General features: G+C 71.6%; 17 protein-coding genes and 1 riboswitch. Of the genes, 10 read left to right on the forward strand and 7 right to left on the reverse strand.

Annotated features, from left to right (window positions below; genetic code table 11):
• The first annotated feature begins 8 nt into the window (after positions 1-8).
• Both AC5L30_RS04670 and AC5L30_RS04675 read left to right on the forward strand, forming a co-directional pair.
• Positions 9-446 carry a hypothetical protein gene (locus AC5L30_RS04670; RefSeq protein ID WP_366630363.1) on the forward strand — a complete coding sequence of 146 codons (438 nt, stop codon included), beginning with the start codon at positions 9-11 and terminating at the stop codon, positions 444-446.
• A gap of 73 nt (positions 447-519) precedes the next feature.
• Positions 520-816, forward strand: a complete 297-nt coding sequence (locus tag AC5L30_RS04675) for a DUF4229 domain-containing protein (protein ID WP_494865605.1) — start codon at positions 520-522, stop codon at positions 814-816.
• Between the two features lie 96 nt (positions 817-912).
• On the opposite strand, the gene AC5L30_RS04680 is transcribed toward AC5L30_RS04675, so the two are convergent.
• The gene (locus tag AC5L30_RS04680) at positions 913-2,250 is read right to left on the reverse strand and encodes a C39 family peptidase (protein WP_494865607.1); all 1,338 of its coding nucleotides are present in this window, start codon (positions 2,248-2,250) and stop codon (positions 913-915) included.
• 210 nt (positions 2,251-2,460) lie between these two features.
• Here AC5L30_RS04680 and AC5L30_RS04685 point away from each other — a divergent pair, with 210 nt between their 5' ends.
• The 4 genes from AC5L30_RS04685 (at position 2,461) to AC5L30_RS04700 (ending at position 7,659) form a co-directional block, all read left to right on the forward strand.
• Positions 2,461-4,338: a M14 family metallopeptidase gene (locus tag AC5L30_RS04685; protein WP_494865608.1), complete on the forward strand. Its 1,878-nt coding sequence runs from the start codon at positions 2,461-2,463 to the stop codon at positions 4,336-4,338.
• Positions 4,339-4,526: 188 nt separating this feature from the next.
• Positions 4,527-4,592: riboswitch (cobalamin riboswitch) on the forward strand.
• Positions 4,593-4,704: 112 nt separating this feature from the next.
• Complete coding sequence (locus AC5L30_RS04690; protein WP_494865610.1) at positions 4,705-5,634, forward strand: ABC transporter substrate-binding protein; 930 nt, start codon at positions 4,705-4,707, stop codon at positions 5,632-5,634.
• Positions 5,635-5,764: 130 nt separating this feature from the next.
• Entirely contained in the window at positions 5,765-6,844 is a 1,080-nt protein-coding gene (locus AC5L30_RS04695) for a FecCD family ABC transporter permease (RefSeq protein ID WP_494866077.1), read from the forward strand.
• Positions 6,841-7,659, forward strand: a complete 819-nt coding sequence (locus tag AC5L30_RS04700) for an ABC transporter ATP-binding protein (protein WP_494865611.1) — start codon at positions 6,841-6,843, stop codon at positions 7,657-7,659. Before AC5L30_RS04695 ends, AC5L30_RS04700 begins: the two co-directional genes overlap by 4 nt.
• 17 nt (positions 7,660-7,676) lie before the next feature.
• On the opposite strand, the gene AC5L30_RS04705 is transcribed toward AC5L30_RS04700, so the two are convergent.
• The 5 genes from AC5L30_RS04705 to AC5L30_RS04725 form a co-directional block, all read right to left on the reverse strand.
• Positions 7,677-8,441, reverse strand: coding sequence for a VOC family protein (locus AC5L30_RS04705; protein ID WP_494865613.1), 765 nt, complete (start codon positions 8,439-8,441; stop codon positions 7,677-7,679).
• A 93-nt stretch (positions 8,442-8,534) separates the two neighbouring features.
• Complete coding sequence (locus tag AC5L30_RS04710; protein WP_494865614.1) at positions 8,535-9,272, reverse strand: ABC transporter permease; 738 nt, start codon at positions 9,270-9,272, stop codon at positions 8,535-8,537.
• Positions 9,273-9,282: 10 nt separating this feature from the next.
• On the reverse strand, positions 9,283-10,224 hold the full coding sequence (locus AC5L30_RS04715) for an ABC transporter ATP-binding protein (protein ID WP_494865615.1): 942 nt from the start codon (positions 10,222-10,224) through the stop codon (positions 9,283-9,285).
• Positions 10,221-10,532, reverse strand: a complete 312-nt coding sequence (locus AC5L30_RS04720) for a transcriptional regulator (protein WP_494865617.1) — start codon at positions 10,530-10,532, stop codon at positions 10,221-10,223. The genes AC5L30_RS04715 and AC5L30_RS04720 overlap by 4 nt, the downstream gene beginning before the upstream one ends.
• Positions 10,529-11,167, reverse strand: coding sequence for a transporter (locus tag AC5L30_RS04725; protein WP_494865618.1), 639 nt, complete (start codon positions 11,165-11,167; stop codon positions 10,529-10,531). The genes AC5L30_RS04720 and AC5L30_RS04725 overlap by 4 nt, the downstream gene beginning before the upstream one ends.
• Before the next feature lie 134 nt (positions 11,168-11,301).
• On the opposite strand from AC5L30_RS04725, the gene AC5L30_RS04730 reads away from it, so the two are divergent.
• Genes AC5L30_RS04730 through AC5L30_RS04745 form a run of 4 tightly spaced genes read left to right on the forward strand, consistent with a single transcriptional unit; the run spans position 11,302 to position 13,585 of the window.
• The gene (locus tag AC5L30_RS04730) at positions 11,302-11,697 is read left to right on the forward strand and encodes a type VII secretion target (protein ID WP_494865619.1); all 396 of its coding nucleotides are present in this window, start codon (positions 11,302-11,304) and stop codon (positions 11,695-11,697) included.
• Positions 11,694-12,620, forward strand: coding sequence for a WXG100 family type VII secretion target (locus AC5L30_RS04735; protein ID WP_494865620.1), 927 nt, complete (start codon positions 11,694-11,696; stop codon positions 12,618-12,620). The genes AC5L30_RS04730 and AC5L30_RS04735 overlap by 4 nt, the downstream gene beginning before the upstream one ends.
• A 9-nt stretch (positions 12,621-12,629) precedes the next feature.
• Positions 12,630-12,977, forward strand: a complete 348-nt coding sequence (locus tag AC5L30_RS04740; RefSeq protein WP_494865621.1) for a YbaB/EbfC family nucleoid-associated protein — start codon at positions 12,630-12,632, stop codon at positions 12,975-12,977.
• A complete protein-coding gene (locus AC5L30_RS04745; protein WP_494865622.1) occupies positions 12,974-13,585 on the forward strand; it encodes a hypothetical protein in 612 nt (203 codons plus the stop codon). The genes AC5L30_RS04740 and AC5L30_RS04745 overlap by 4 nt, the downstream gene beginning before the upstream one ends.
• Here AC5L30_RS04745 and AC5L30_RS04750 read toward each other — a convergent pair.
• Positions 13,574-15,826: a HelD family protein gene (locus tag AC5L30_RS04750; RefSeq protein ID WP_494865623.1), complete on the reverse strand. Its 2,253-nt coding sequence runs from the start codon at positions 15,824-15,826 to the stop codon at positions 13,574-13,576. The genes AC5L30_RS04745 and AC5L30_RS04750 overlap by 12 nt on opposite strands.
• Positions 15,827-15,997: the final 171 nt, after the last annotated feature.

A 15,997-nucleotide genomic window follows, 5' to 3' on the forward strand; every position in this document is an offset into this window, starting at 1 on the left:
CGCAGTCGATGACCGAGCAACGAGGACCTGAGCAGCAGGGCGGGTTTCCCCGCCGGGACGCCGAGGGGCGCATCCGTACCCTGGGCGACCTGCTCGGGGTGTGCCTGGCCGGCCTGGTCATCGGCGTGCTCGCGCTGGTGCTGTTCGACTGGGCGTTCGCCTCGATCGGTGCCGGCGACTTCGGGCACACCAACGGGTGGCTGGCGGTGATCCTGCCGGCCTGGCTGTTCTGGGACGACTTCCGGGCCTGGGAGTTCGGCGCGGCCCGGGTGGTGGCGGCGGTGGTCGCCGCTGCCGTCGGGGTGTTCGCGGGCCTGCTGATCGCCGGCCTGGGCGCGGGGCTGCCGCCGCTGCTCTCCGGCGCGTTGGCGGCCGGGGCGTTCACCGTGGCGTACGCGGCTCTCTGGTTCCCGGGCGTCCGCTGGCTGGCCCGCCGAACCGGCTGACCACGACCGCCCGTCGGGCGGTTCGACCCTTCCGCCGGCAGTGGCGGGCGACGGAGAGAACGGAGTGGTGCAGGTGAGCGCCGCGCTGAAGTACACGCTGGGCCGGATCGGGCTGTTCGTCGCCGTGCTCGCGGGCCTCTGGCTGATCGACATGAACGTGTTCCTGAAGCTGATGCTGGCGTTGGTGTTCTCCGCCGCGCTCTCCTTCTTCCTGCTGCGCGGTTGGCGGGACGAGATGGCCGGGGAGATCGCCGAGGCAACCGAGCGCCGCCGCGCCGAGAAGGAACGCCTGCGCTCCGCCCTGGCCGGCGAAGACCACCCCACCCCGAACCCGAACCCCGACCCCCAGGCCCCCGACTCCCAGCGTTGATCAAGAAGTTTGCGTCACCAGGACGGCTTCCGGTGACGCAAACCTCTTGATCAACCCGCTTGGTCGCGCGGGGCGGCGGGCGGGGCGGGCTGGGGGTTACCAGTTGGTGGAGCCGGGGACCTTGGGCCAGGGCTTTGCGATGGGCTTGATCAGGTACGCGATGCCGCCGGAGCCGCCGGAGACGCCGCCGCTGGCGTTGGTGCGCTTGGTCCGCAGCCAGATCTGCTCGAACTGCGCACGCTTGTAGACGTTGCGCACCACGTCGTTGCTGGACGAGGCCGGGTCGTTGACGATCACGTCGCCGTCGGCGGTGAAGCCGACCACCACGAAGAGGTGCCCGGAGGTGCCGTAGTTCGCCCCGTCCAGCTCACTGGCGAGGAAGGACTGGCTGGTCACGACGGGGATGCCGGCGGCGATGAAACGCTCCAGCTCGTCCAGGGAGTGCAGCCGGGTCACCCGGCCCTCCAGCCCTGGGAAGCTGGCCGCGTACGCGGTGTTGAACGGCCAGTTGCCCGCGCCGTCGTACGCGTAGTCGTAGGTCATCCGGGCGGCGTGGTTGACCGTCGGGTCGGGGTAGGTCGGGTCCACCCAGGAGGTGTCGGCCGCCGACGGCTTGCGACCCCAGTACTCGACCACCATCTCCGTGGAGGTGGGTGAGCACCAGGCTTCGCCGCCGCCGTCGTACTCGGGGTAGTGCCCGGAGTGCACGTTCTGCGAGTAGCGCGGCACCGGCAGCTCCCGGCCCCAGGCGATGTGCCCGGCGCTCGGCGGCACGGTGAACCGGTCCGGCACGGTGGAGCTCATCGCGCCCAGCATCCGGACCACCGGGGCGGCGGTCTGCCCGGGTGCCCGGTAGAGGGTCAGCTTGAGCTGGTACGACCGGAGCAGCACCCCCGCGGTGGCGTCGTCGATGCTGAAGGTGTCGGTCCAGATCGTCGAGAAGGGGTCGCCCTGCCGGTTGACGCTGGTCCGCTTGATGTCGGTGTCGCCGGACGCCCAGCGACCCAGGACGTACCACGGGGTCTGGTCGCCGGTGGTGTAGTTGCCCTGCATCTCCACCTGGATCCAGGTGCCGGCGGGGGTCTCCGCGTTCCAGGAGGCGATCAGTTCGGTGGCGTCGAACCCGACCCGTGTCACCGGCGAGGTCCAGGTGCCGTACTCCCAGGTGCGGGTGGCGCCGGTGTGCGGGTCCGCGTACTCGGTGGTGCCGGCCGGGCGGGCCAGGGTGACGCCCGCTCGGGCGCCGGGCACGACGCGGGTGCCGGCCCGGCTGCCCCGGTGCCAGTCGGCGGGCCCGGACCAGTCCTGGTAGGTGATCTGCTCGTCGTGGGCGGGGGCGGGCGGATGGGCCGCCAGCGCGGGCGCGGCGCTGGTGAGCAGGGTGAGCGTGGTGACGCCGGCGAGGGCGGCCGCGCGCAGGCGGGATCTGGCCATGGGTGCTCCGCGGTGTCGAGGGGGCATCGTCGCTGGTCAGTTTTCCGCTTGGAGGGAAGTTTCGCCAGACGTTGATAGGTGGAAAATCATTGCCGCCGTGATGATCCGCCTGGGATGCATAAGGCAGCGATCAATATTGATATGACCATGTGACAGGTGGTGAAGTGTCCTTCACCGAGCGGGATCTCCCGCCCTCCGAGGAGGTAGTCCATGGCCCTCCGCACGCCCATCCCCCTCCGCCGTGTCCTGGTGCTCGCCGTCGTCACCGGGCTGGGCATCGTCACCGTCGCCGCCGGTCCGGTCGCCGCCCGACCGGCACCGGACCGCACCGCTGAGCAGGCCGCCGCCGGCTACCGGGTGCTCGGGCCCCGGACCCTGGCCGACCGCAACGCGGTGGCCCGCACCGGAGCCGCCATCGACTACTCCGAACACGGCGTGCTGCACATCTCGGCCACCGCGGCCGAGGCCGCCGAGATCGGCAAGCTGGGCTTCCGGCTGGAGCCGCTCGCCCCGCCGCCGAACGCCGAGCGCGGCGCCGGCGAGATCGGCGCGCTGGCCTTCCCGCCGGCCGACTCGAACTACCACGACTACGCGGAACTGACCGCCGTCGTGAACCAGGTCGTCGCCGACCATCCGGCGATCGCCCGCAAGATCAGCATCGGTTCGTCGTACGAGGGCCGCGACCTGATGGCCGTGAAGATCTCCGACAACGTCGGCACCGACGAGAACGAGCCGGAGATCCTGTTCAACTCCCAGCAGCACGCCCGTGAGCACCTGACCGTCGAGATGGCGATCTACCTGCTCAACCTCTTCACCGACAGCTACGGCAGCGACTCCCGGATCACCAACATCGTCAACGGCCGGGAGCTCTGGATCGTGCCGACGGTCAACCCGGACGGCAGCGAGTACGACATCGCCACCGGCTCGTACCGGTCCTGGCGCAAGAACCGGCAGCCCAACAGTGGCTCGTCGAACGTCGGCACCGACCTGAACCGCAACTGGTCCTACAACTGGGGATGCTGCGGCGGCTCGTCCGGCAGCACCTCGTCGGAGACCTACCGGGGGCCGTCGGCGTTCTCCGCACCCGAGACCCAGGCGCTGCGCAACTTCGTCAACGGCCGGGTGGTCGGCGGTGTGCAACAGATCAAGGCCAACATCGACTTCCACACCTACTCGCAGTTGGTGCTCTGGCCGTACGGCTACACCACCGCGAACACCGCGACCGGGATGAACGCGGACCAGTACAACACCTTCGCCACCATCGGCCAGCAGATGGCGGCCACCAACAACTACACCCCGCAACAGTCCAGCGACCTGTACATCACCGACGGCGACAGCATCGACTGGATGTGGGCCACTCACAACATCTGGGCGTACACCTTCGAGATGTACCCGGGCTCGTCCGGCGGCGGCGGCTTCTACCCGCCCGACGAGGTGATCCCGGCACAGACCTCGCGCAACCGGGAGGCGGTGCTGCTTCTCAGCGAGTACGCCGACTGCCCGTACCGGGCCATCGGCAAGCAGGCGCAGTACTGCGGCGGCGGTGGCGGCACCACGGTCTGGTCGGACACCTTCGAGACCGCCACCGGCTGGACCATCAACCCGGCCGGCACCGACACCGCCACCCTCGGGGCGTGGGAACGGGGCGCCGCCCAGGCGACCACGTCCTCCGGAGCCAAGCAGCTCACCCCGTACGCCGGATCCAACGACCTGGTCACCGGCCGGCTGGCCGGCTCGGCGGCCGGTGACTACGACCTCGACGGCGGAGTCAGCAGCGCCCGGTCCCCGGCGGTGACGCTGCCGTCGTCCGGCACGCTGACCCTGTCGCTCGCCTGGTACCTGGCGCACGGCTCGAACGCCTCGTCGGCGGACTACCTGCGGGTGAGCGTGGTGCACAACGGCGGCGCCACCGCGCTGCTCACCCAGGCCGGCGCGGCCAGCAACCGCAACGGAAGTTGGGCGGTCGCGAACCTCAACCTCACCCCGTACGCCGGCCAGTCGGTCCGCGTGCTCGTCGAGGCGGCGGATGCCTCCGGAGCCAGCCTGGTGGAGGCGGCTGTGGACAACGTCACCATCACGTCCTCCTGATCGGGTGGGGCCCCGTCCCGCCCCGGCGGGGCCCCGCCACCCGTTCCGAAACCTCAGGATCTTGGACATATGCCTCCCCGCCCCGCGTGGTGCGGGTGTCCGAGGTATCGACGGCTGCCGACCAGCCCTTGATCGATCCGGCACGTCCTGGCGGTGCGCTACCGTCTTAGCGACCAGTCCGCAGCGAAGCCGGTGCGAAACCCGGCGCTGTCCCGCAACTGTGATGCCCCACCGGTCGGTGGGGACGAGCCAGGTCGCCTACGGATCGGTCGCGATACGCGCTCTCGAGGAAGGGCGCCTCGTGGGCGGGCGTACGAAAGTCCCTGTCGGCGAAGCACCACACTCCTCGACCGACAGGAGGCCCCCATGTTCAGACGTACCCCTCGGCTCTTCGCGGCGACCCTCGCGGTCACCGCGCTCGCCCTCGGCGCCTGCGCCGAGAAGGCCGACGACCAGCCGAGCGCCGGCACCGCGGCCGCCGCCTACCCGGTCACGGTCGGCGCGCTCACCCTCGACAAGCGTCCCGAGAAGATCGTCGTGCTGTCGCCCACCGCCACCGAGATGCTCTTCGCGATCGGTGCCGGCCCGCAGGTGACCGCCGTCGACGACCAGTCGAACTACCCGGCTGAGGCGCCCAAGACCGACCTCTCCGCCTTCCAGCCGAACGCCGAGGCGATCGCCGGTAAGAACCCCGACCTCGTGGTGCTCTCCGACGACCGCAACAAGATCGTCGAACAGCTCGGCAAGCTGAAGATCCCGGTGTACCAGACCCCGGCGGCGATCACGCTCGACGACTCGTACCGGCAGCTCACCGAGCTCGGCACGCTGACCGGGCACGCCGACCAGGCCACCGACGTCACCACCCGGATGAAGGACGACATCAGCAGGCTGATCAAGGACCTGCCGCAGCGCGCCGAGAAGCTCACCTACTTCCACGAGTTGGGCCCGGAGCTGTACAGCGCCACCAGCAAGACCTTCATCGGCTCGCTCTACAGCCAGGTCGGCCTGACCAACATCGCCGACCCGGCCGACGCGGACGGCAAGAACTTCGGCTACCCGCAGCTGTCCCAGGAGTTCATCGTCAAGGCCGACCCGGACTTCGTCTTCCTGGCCGACGCCAAGTGCTGCCAGCAGAGCGCCGACACGGTCAAGGCGCGCAGTGGCTGGGCCGGCCTCACCGCGGTGAAGAACAACCAGGTGGTCGCCCTGGACGACGACATCGCCTCCCGCTGGGGCCCACGGGTCGTGGACCTGCTCCGGGTGATCATCGACGCGGTCGCCAAGGTGCCCGCGTGACCGTCGTCCGTCGGTGACCGGGCCGCGACAGGTGTCCGATCCGGCACCAACCAGCCGGCCGGCCGAGCCGCCGCCGTCGTCGTCCCAGCGGGCCGAGCCTCCGGTGGCCCGGCCCGCTGGGCAGTCGTCCGTGGCCCGGCCCGCCGGGCCGCTGTCCGTGGCCCGGCCTGCCGGGCTGCGCAAGCGGTGGCTGGTCGCGGGGGTGTTCGCGGTGCTGGTCGCGCTCGTCGTCGGGGTGTCGCTCGGCCCGGTGAGCCTGCCCCCGGGCAGCGTCGCCGCCGAGCTGCTCAACCTGTTTCCCGGGGTGCACCTGGACAGCGGGCTGACCGAGCGCGAGATCGCCATCGTCACCGAGCTGCGCCTGCCCCGGGTGGTGCTCGGCCTGCTCGTCGGCGGTCTGCTCGCCCTCGCCGGTGGTTGCTACCAGGGGGTGTTCCGCAACCCGCTGGCCGACCCGTACCTGCTCGGGGTGGCCGCCGGCGCCGGCCTCGCGGTCACCGCGGCGATCGCCCTCGGCGGCGCCGGCCGGCAGGGCACGCTCTCCGGGCTGCCGATGACCATTCCGCTGGCCGCGTTCGCCGGTTCCCTGCTGGCCGTCACGATGACCTACGTGCTCGGCGCGGCCGGCGGGCGACGCGGTTCACCGGCGATGCTGATCCTGGCCGGGGTGGCGGTCTCCGCGTTTCTCTCCGCCGGGCAGACGTACCTCCTGCAACGCCACGCCGACAGCATCCAGCCGGTCTACTCCTGGCTGCTCGGCCGACTGGCCACCGCCGGTTGGCACGACGTGCTGCTGGTGCTGCCGTACGCCGCGCTGACCAGCGTGGTGGTGCTGCTGCACCGCCGCGAGCTGGACGTCCTCGCGGTCGGCGACGACGAGGCGAGAAGCCTGGGCCTGCACCCGCAGCGCACCCGTTACCTGTTGATCGCCGCCGCCTCCCTGGGCACCGCGGCGGCGGTCTCCGCGACCGGGCTGATCGGCTTCGTCGGCATCATCGTGCCGCACACCGTCCGGCTGCTCGCCGGGTCCAGCTACCGGGTGATCCTGCCGATGTCACTGCTGTTCGGCGGCGCGTTCCTGGCGCTGACCGACGTGGTCGCCCGCACCGCCGCCGCTCCGTCCGAGCTGCCGATCGGAGTGGTGACCGCCCTGCTGGGCGGCCCGTTCTTCGTCCTCGTGCTGCGGACCGCCCGCCGGGTGCTCACGTGAGCCGCGAACCCGCCGACGGTGCGCCCGCCGACGCCGCGCCGGCCGTCGAGGTGCGCGGGCTGCATGTCGCCCTCGGTGGCACGCCGATCCTGACCGGCGTCGATCTCACCGTCGCCGTCGGCGAGTGGGTCACCGTGATCGGCCCGAACGGCGCCGGCAAATCCACCCTGTTGCGCGCCGTCGGCGGCCTGCTGCCCGCGCCGAAGGCGATCACCCTCTTCGGTACGCCGAGCGCCGCGCTGCGCCGTCGGGACCGCGCCCGGATCGTGGCCACGGTGGCACAGTCCCCGGTGGTGCCGCCCGGCATGTCGGTGCTGGACTACGTGCTGCTCGGCCGCACCCCGTACATCCCGACCCTGGGTCGGGAGTCGACCGCCGACGTCGACGCCGTGCACGAGGTGCTGGGGCGGTTGGACCTCGCCGGCTTCCACCGGCGCGAACTCGCCACCCTCTCCGGCGGCGAACGGCAGCGGGTGTTCCTCGCCCGCGCGCTCGCCCAGGGCGCGACGCTGCTGTTGCTCGACGAGCCGACCAGCGCGCTCGACATCGGGCACCAGCAGGAGGTGCTCGAAGTCGTCGACCAGCTACGCCGCGAGCACGGCCTGACCGTCCTGGCCACGATGCACGACCTCTCCCTGGCCGGCGAGTACGCCGACCGGATGGTGATGCTCGCCGGCGGTCGGGTGGTGGCCGCCGGAACTCCGCCCGAGGTGCTGACCGAGGAGCTGCTCGCCACCCACTACCGGGCCAGCGTCCGGGTGGTCCCCGGTGCCCACGGTCCCCTGGTGGTCCCGGTCCGCCCCACCCGTCCCTGAGCCGGGGTGGCGCTGGGTCAGGGGCCCAGGTCGATGACGGAGAAGAGGGCGCCCTGCGGGTCGCGCAGGGCGGCGAATCGGCCCGCCGGGATGTCGCGGGGCGGGACCAGGATCGTTCCGCCCAGCTCGGAGGCGCGGGCCGCGGCGGCGTCCGCGTCGGCCACCGCGAAATACACCGTCCAGTACGCGGGCAGGTCGGCCGGGAAGTCGTCGGCCAGCGGCGGCATCATCCCGGCGACGATCTGCGTACCGAGCCGCCACCCGGTGTACGTCATTGCGCCCACCGCCTGGTCGTCGGGCTGCCAACCGAACACCAGCTCGTAGAAGACCTTCGCGCCCTCGGGGTCGGGGGTGACCAGCTCGTTCCAGCTCATCGCGCCGGGCACGTTGAACACCTCGGCACCGGCCATGGCCAGCGGCTGCCAGACGCTGAAGGTGGCCCCGGCCGGGTCGGCGAAGACCGCCATCCAGCCCCGGTCGAAGACCTCGAACGGTGGTACGACGACCTGCCCGCCGGCCCGTTCGACCCGGCCGGCGACCAGCTCGGCGTCGTCGGTGGCGAGGTACGTCGACCAGATCGGAATCTGGTCGGGGATCGCGGGCGGGCCGGCGCCGGCCACCGGCCTACCGTCGAGCAGGAAGACCGTGTAGCCGCCCGCCTCGGGCTCCGGGGTGACCTGGCCGGTCCAACCGAACAGCTCCGGGTAGAAGCGCCGCGCGTCGGTCAGGTCCGGGGTGGCCAGGTCGGCCCAGCAGGGCGTACCCGGCGGGACGGTGCTCACGTCAAGACCCCTCTCGGCCCGGGCGGCCACGGTGCCCCCTGCCGGAATCCTGGCACCGTCCCGCTGCGGCCCGGGGCGGAAACGGGCGAATCGTCAGCTGAACCGGCGACCCTCGTCCCGCCGGTACGCCCAGCCGGCGAGCGTGGCGAGCAGCACCACCCAGACCCCGAGCATGATCAGCGCCAGCGGCCGCACGGCGTGGTCGCCCACCGCCGCCCACATCAGTTCGGCCGCGCCCCGGGTGGGCAGGTACGGCGCGATCGTCTCGATGAACCCGGGCGCGTCGCCCGGCGCGGAGAGCAGGCCGCCGCCGAACGCCAGCGGCAGGAACACCACCTGCGCCACCACGATCGCCGCCTTGCTCGGCAGCGAGTAGCCGATGGCGAGCCCCATCAGCGTGAACGGCACCGAGATGACGGCCACGGTGCCGAGCGTCAGCAGGATCGCCGCGGGGGTGAGCCGGGCAGCGGTCAGCGTCGCGCCGATCACCACGACCGGGATCAGCGAGAGGTAGGTCAGCGCCAGGCCGGCCAGCACCCGGCCGGCGAACCGCGGCGTCGGCCCGGCCGGCAGGGTCCGGGTGTACGGGTTCCAGGGCTGGTCGCGGTCCTCGGCGACACCGACGCCGTACTGGAAGATGTTGGCGCTCATCACCGAGAAGGTGACCATCGACGCGGTGGCGTAGGTGGCGCCGACCGGATCGTCACCGGCGAACGGCACCACGAAGAAGATCATGGCGGCGGCCGGGAAGAAGGCGCTGCCGAAGACGGCCACCGGAATCCGGATGATCTCCAGGAGTTGGTAGCGGGCGTGGACCAGGGCGAGCTGCACGGTCGCCTCCTCAGACGATGGTGGGTCGGCCGCCGGCAGCGGCGGTGGTGGGTCGGCCGGTGCTGGCGAGCGCGTCCCCGCTGGGCGCTTCTCCGCTGGTGATGGCGAGGAACGCCTCCTCCAGCGACGTGGGCCGTACCTCCAGGTCGGTGAACGGAGTCCGGGCCGTGACCAGCGCTCGGACCAGTTCGTCGGCGTCGGTGGTGAGCAGGTGCAGCCGACCGTCGATCCGTTCGGTGCGCACCACCCCGGGCAGGTCGGGCAGGTCATCGGCGACGAGGCTGACCCGGCGTACGCCCACGATGCCGCGTACCGCGTCCACGCTGTCGTCGGCGAGCACCCGACCCTGCCCGATGACCACCACCCGGTGGGCGAGCGCCTCCACCTCCTCCAGGTAGTGGCTGCTCAACAGCACGGTGCCACCGTCGTCGTGGAATGCCCGGATCGCGTCCCACAGGGTGTGCCGGGCGGCCACGTCCAGGCCCGTGGTCGGTTCGTCGAGCAGCACCAACCGGGGCCGGCCGACGAACGCCAAGGCCACCGCCAACCGGCGGCGCTGCCCGCCGGAGAGCCCACCGGTCTGCCGCCGGGCCAGGTCGGCGAGGCCGAAGCGGTCGAGCAGCTCCACCCGGGGCACCGGGTCGGAATAGTGCGCGGAGACGAAGTCGACGACCTCCCCGACACGCAGCGTGCCGGGCAGACCGGTCTCCTGCGGGGTGACCCCGATCTGTCGCCGGCTCGCCGGGTCGCGGGGGTCGCGGCCGAACAGCTCGACCCGCCCCGAGCTGGGACGGCGCAGGCCCACCAACAGGTTCAGCAAAGTGCTCTTGCCGGCGCCGTTCGGCCCGAGCAGGCCGACCAGCTCACCGGCCCGGACCTCCAGGTCGACGCGGTCGAGGGCGAGGACGTCGCCGTACCGGCGGCTGGCCTGGTCGGCGCGGGCGAGGGTCATGACTGCTCCTTCGACGTGGTGGGGTCGAGCAGGGCGCGGATCGCTTCGGTGTACTCCTCGAACGCCAGCCGGCCTCGCCGGCTGAGCCGGACCAGGGTCGCCGGGGTGCGTCCACGGTGGGTCTTGCTGATCTCCACGTAGCCGGCGTCCTCAAGCTTGCGCAGGTGCACCGAGAGGTTGCCGGCGGTCATCGCCAGCAGCTCCTGCAAGCGGGGGAACGCGATCTTGTCGCCCTCGCCGAGGGCGGAGAGGCTGGCGACCACCCGCAGCCGGGCCTGCGCGTGGATGACCGGATCCAGTTCGGTCACGACAACTGCTGCTGTCGTCGTCGGGCGAGCGCGCCGGCCACCAGGATCCCGCCGCTGCCGGCTACCGCCACGACCAGTGCGTGCCAGCCCGGCCCGGCGAACGCGCCGATCAGGTTGATCACAGTGATCCAGACGCCCAGCCGGAACAGGTCCCGGTTCAGCCAGATCGCACCGCCGGCGATCTGTAGCGCGCCGATCAGCCCGACGGCGGTGGTCGACCAGAGCAGCGCCGCCAGGTCGTCCGGCAGGTGCCCACTGATCCGGCCGAGCCCCGCGTAGACGCTCAGCGAACCCAGGCCCCAGGCGTACCCGTACCAGCGGCCACGCCGCGCGGAGTCACCGGTCACCTGGTCGTAGGCGCGCTCCATGGCCGTCGCCTGCACCGCGGCGGCGGCCAGCAAGAGTACGAAGAGGACGGTCAGCGGCAGCCAGCTCGGCAGGTCGACCAGCGCCCGCTCGCCGGGGGTGAACCGCAGGAAGAACAGCCCGAAGCCGACCAGCCAGGCGGCACCCCACGGCCAGTAGAGCAGCCGGGCGTCGGGATCGAGGCGGCGTGCCGTGGCGGCCCGCTGGTCCTGGATCAGCTGGAGCGCCGCCGCCGGATCGGTGGGTGGTGAATCATCGTCGAGGTCCACGCAAACTACTTTACGATACAAAGTCGAGATGGGTGACCCCGTCATCACCGACGGGACCCCCGCTCGCGGCGAGCAGTGCCTATGGTGGGGGGTCGTGACGACTGATCCGTCGCACAGGCCACAGGGGAGGGTGCGTGTCAAGCCCGAGCAATGAGCTGGAAGTCCAGCCGGAGGCGCTGACGGCGTTCGCCGCGGGGTCCAAGGATCGGGCGGCCCGTTTCCGCGAGCTGCACCGCGCCTTCGGCGACGGGCACGTGCCACGACACGCCTTCGGGGTGATGCCGGCGTCCTTCAACCTCGCGGCGACGTACGCCGAGCAGTTCGAGGCGTGCCTGCAAGGGCTCGCCGACGGCGCCGAGATGATGGCGGACATCGCGGAGGGGATCACCGACACCGCCGGTGCCTACACCGGCACCGACGCGGCAAACACCGACCTGTTCGTACCCGGCCGCCCGCCCGCTTCCGACGTCATCGCACCCGGCCCCAGGTCCGGTGGCACCGGTGCTCCGAACGGGCCGGTGCCCGCATGAGCAGCGAGGCGTTGCAGCGCAACAAGACCTACTTCGAGCAGATCGTGTCGGGCACGCCCGAACCCTTCAAGCCGCTCTCCAACGCGGTGCTCTGGCCGTTCGAGCAGCTGCTGGAGCTGGTCGCCGGCGAACCGGACGACCTGATGCGGGCCGCGCAGCTCTGCCTGGACACCGGCGCGGCGGTCCGGGAGATCGCCGGTGACCAGATCGCCGACCGGGCCCGGTTGCGCGGCGCCTGGACGGGCGACGCCGCCGAGAGCTTCCATGCCTCGATGGAGTCGGTGGAGGCGGCGATCGAGGAGCTGGCCCAGGGGCTCGACGGCACCAAGGACGTGCTGGTCGAGGCGGCGAACGCGGCGGTGGACGCGTTCAACCTGCTGGTCGAGCTGATCCTCGAGTTCCTGCTCTGGTTCCTCACCGAGGTGATCATCGCGGCGGTGGCCGCGGCGCTGAGCGCCGGCGTCTCACTGGCCGCCACGGTGGTCCGGGTGCTGGCCCGGCTGGCCACCACCGTCGGTCGGATGGTCAAGATCGTTGCCCGGTTCGCCGAGGTGCTCACCCGCCTCGCCGCCCGGTTGGCCAAGGTCGCCGGGCAGCTCCGCAAGTACGCGGACACCGTCATGGAGCTCAAACAGCGGAAGAAGCAGTACAAGCTGCTCAGCAAGAGCGGCTGGACGCCCGAGGGGCGTGCCTTCCAGGTCGAGAAGTTCAAGACCCTCTTTCCGGGCAAGTTCGTCATCAACCAGGTCTCGCCGGTCAACATCCCCGGGTTCGGCGGCGCTCTGCTGGACACCGGTGTGGGCCTGCGCGACATCTCCGACGGGCACAAGGACCGCAACTACCTGGTCGACGGCACATACAGCGAGGACCTGGGCCCGTACACAGTGGGTGTGCAGAATGTCTTCGACTCCATCCTGAACTGAGAGGCAGCCATGACCTTCCCCGCCCTGGACCGAATCGAGGCGCTGGCTCGCAACCTGGACGGATGGCAGCGGCAACTCGCCGACCGGATGGCGGAGTTGGAACAGACCAGCGCCGAGGGCGTCAGCGACTCCGGCCTGGTGCGGGTCACCGCCGCCGCCGACGGCAAGATCGTCTCTACCGAGCTGAACGCGCGGGCGATGCGACTGGACTCCTACAGCCTGGCCGAGGAGTTCACCGCTGCCGCGAACCGGGCCCAGGAGGCCGCCGCGGCCCAGGTCCGGGAGTTGGTCGGTGAGGTCATCGGCTCGCCGGGCGCCGGTCCACGCCAGCCCGACGACCACGAGGGGCACCGATGACGGTCGACGAGAGCCAGGCACGGTACGTGGAGGGGATCGCCCGACTGCTTCCGGCCGGGGAGCACGTTCGCGCGGTGGCCCAGGTGCGAGCGGGCGCCGGGCTGACCCCGGCGCCGCCCTCGCAGCCGTCGACGCCACCCGCCACGGGTGGGCCGGGCTTTCTGGGCGTCCTGCTCAACGTGCTGTCACCGAACATCACCTTCGGCCGGGCGGACAGCGCCGTCGACTGGCTCTTCTTCGGTGTCGGCGGTCGAGGCGAACCGGATTCCCAAGCCTCCGTGCTGCACCATGCCCTGACCGTGGCGGCGAAGGGCTCGGGCCTCCGCAACCTCGTACTGGGAGTCACCGACCAGCGGCTGCTGCTCGGCGCGACCGCACCCGTCGGCCTGCTCTCCACCTCAGCCGCGGACGAACGGGCGCAGACCGACATCGAACTGCTCGGGTCGGTCCCGCGAGCGACCGTCGCCGCCCGGGTCGGCAGGTACCGGTTGAACTGGAAGCGGCTGCGGATCGACTTCGCCGACGGGTCGTGGCTGTCGTTCCACGTGCCGCTGGCCGACTCCGGCCGCCCACTGCGGGAGATCGCGGCGGCCCTGTCAGCCGACTGACCCGCCGACCGACTCGCCGACGAGTGGGGCGGGCAGCGGCGCAACGTGCAGCACCGCCAGCCGGGACACCGCCCGGGTGAGCACCACGTACAGCCGGTGCAGCCCGCGTGGCTCCGCCGCGACGATCGCGGCCGGCTCGACCACCACCACATGGTCGTACTCAAGGCCCTTGACCAGGGTCGCCGGCACCACGGTGACCCGCTCCGCGGCCGCCACGTCGTCGGCGGTCGCGGTCTGCACGCCGGCCTCGGCCAGCGCCGCGCGCAGGCCGTCGACCGCGTCGTCCGCGGCGATCACACCGACCGAGCCGTCGTTGGTGAGCGCCGCGCGCACCTCGGCCACCGTCGCCGAGGTCAAGTCGGTCACCGTACGCACGTCCAGGCCGCCGTCGTGGCGCAGCGACTCGGCCGGCGGTACGTTCACCGCGAGCGCCGGGAGCAGCCGGTTCGCGAATGCGACAACCGCGGCCGGCACCCGGAAACCGACGGTCAACGGCACCACCACCGCGTCCGGCTTGCCCAGGTGGGCAAGGGACTCCCTCCAGTCCGTCGCCGCCCACGGCGCGGTGCCCTGGGCGAGGTCACCGAGGAGGGTGACCGAGCCGTGCTCGCTGCGCCGAGCGATGGCCCGACACTGCATCGGGGAGAGATCCTGCGCCTCGTCCACCACCACGTGCCCGAACCCGGAGAGCCGTTCCAGCAGCCCGGTCGCCTCGTCGATCAGCACCGCGTCGGCGGCGGTCCAACGGGTCGCCTTCGGGGTACGGGGCGGCTTGGCCCAGGTGAGCTGCGCCTGCTCGGTGTCGCTGAGCAGGCCATCCGCCGCCGCCGCGAGCCGGACCGGATCGGAGAGCAGGCCGTGCACCAGCCCTTCCGGGGTGAGCGCCGGCCAGACCGCGTCCAGGAAGTCGAGCACCGGCCGGCAGCGGCTCATCCGACGTAGCCAGGCGTCGCTGGGCGACTCCGCACGCCGCGCCTCGGCCTGCCGTTGCAGCAGGCTCACCACCCGGGCCTGGACCCGTTCCCGACCCGTGGCGTACGGCAGCCCCTCCCGGCGGGTCTCCTCGACGATCCGGTGCAACGGCTCCACCCCGATCCGCCAGCGGAACGAACCGTCCGACACGGTGATCGACTCGGTCGGGGTGCCGATCTGTGCCTGCACCGCGCGCCGCAGCACGCTCGCCATCCGTACGTCGTGTTTGAGCGCGGCCACCGTCGGCGCCTCGACCGCCCGAACCGGCACCCGAGAAATCAACTCTTCCACCGTGGCCTGCTCAACCTCGACCTCACCGAGCGCCGGCAACACCGCCGCGATGTACGACAGGAACGCCCGGTTCGGCCCGACGATCAGCACACCCGCCCGCCGCAACCGCTCCCGGTGCAGGTAGAGCAGGTACGCGGCCCGGTGCAGACCCACCGCCGTCTTCCCGGTACCCGGCGCACCCTGTACGCAGATCGAGTCGGCCAGGTCAGCCCGGACCAGTTCGTCCTGCTCCGGCTGGATCGTGGCGACAATGTCCCGCATCGGCCCGACGCGCGGACGCTCGATCTCAGCGGTGAGGATCCGACTGGTCGTACCGAGCTCTTCGCCCCGATCCAGCCGCTCATCCTCAAAGCTGGTCAGCACGCCACTGCTGAACCCGAACCGCCGCCGGACCGCCACCCCCTGCGGATCCCGCACACTGGCCCGGTAGAACGAACGGGAAACCGGCGCCCGCCAGTCCAGCACCAACGGCTCGCCATGCTCGTCAGTGACGTGCCGCCGCCCCACGTGATACCGCCGCCCGTGATGATCACCGCTGGTGTTGGGTGCGGTCGGGTCGCTCGTGGTCGTGCTGGCTGTCGGCCTGGTGTTCGTGCTGCCGCTGTTCGTGGTCCTGCTGTCGGTGGTGCTGCTGTTCGTGGTGCCGTTGTCCGTGGTGCCGCTGTTCGTGGTGCTGCGGTCCGTGGTGCCGCTGTCGGTGGTTCGGTCGTTCGTGGCGTCGGCGAAGTCGAGGCGGCCGAAGAAGAGCGGAGTGGTCGGGTCATCGGCCAGCTCGGCCACCCGACGGGCCAGGGTGCGGCCGAGCGTCTCGGCCGCGTACGCGTCGCCGGCCACCTGGTCACCGGTGGCGAAGAGAGACTCGGCCCGCGCCCGCATCCGAGCCAGCGCCGCCCGCGAGGTGGTGAGGTGCGCGCGTTCGGCGGCCAGGTCCGCGTCGAGGTCGGTGTCGAGCTGGGTGTCGAGGTCAAGTGCGGGCATGCTGACGTCCCATCGTTCACATCTGCTGCGCGCTCGCGTGTCCGGGGGCGGATGGCCGGCCGCCCGGCGCGAAGACGTCCGTTCCGGTGCAGCTCACCTCGGCCGTCAAGCGGGGTGCAACCCTACGCTGCTCGCCCCTCCGCAGCCAGCAAATTACCGACGCCACCACCC

The sequence above is a fragment of the Micromonospora sp. BQ32 genome (genome assembly GCF_059358895.1).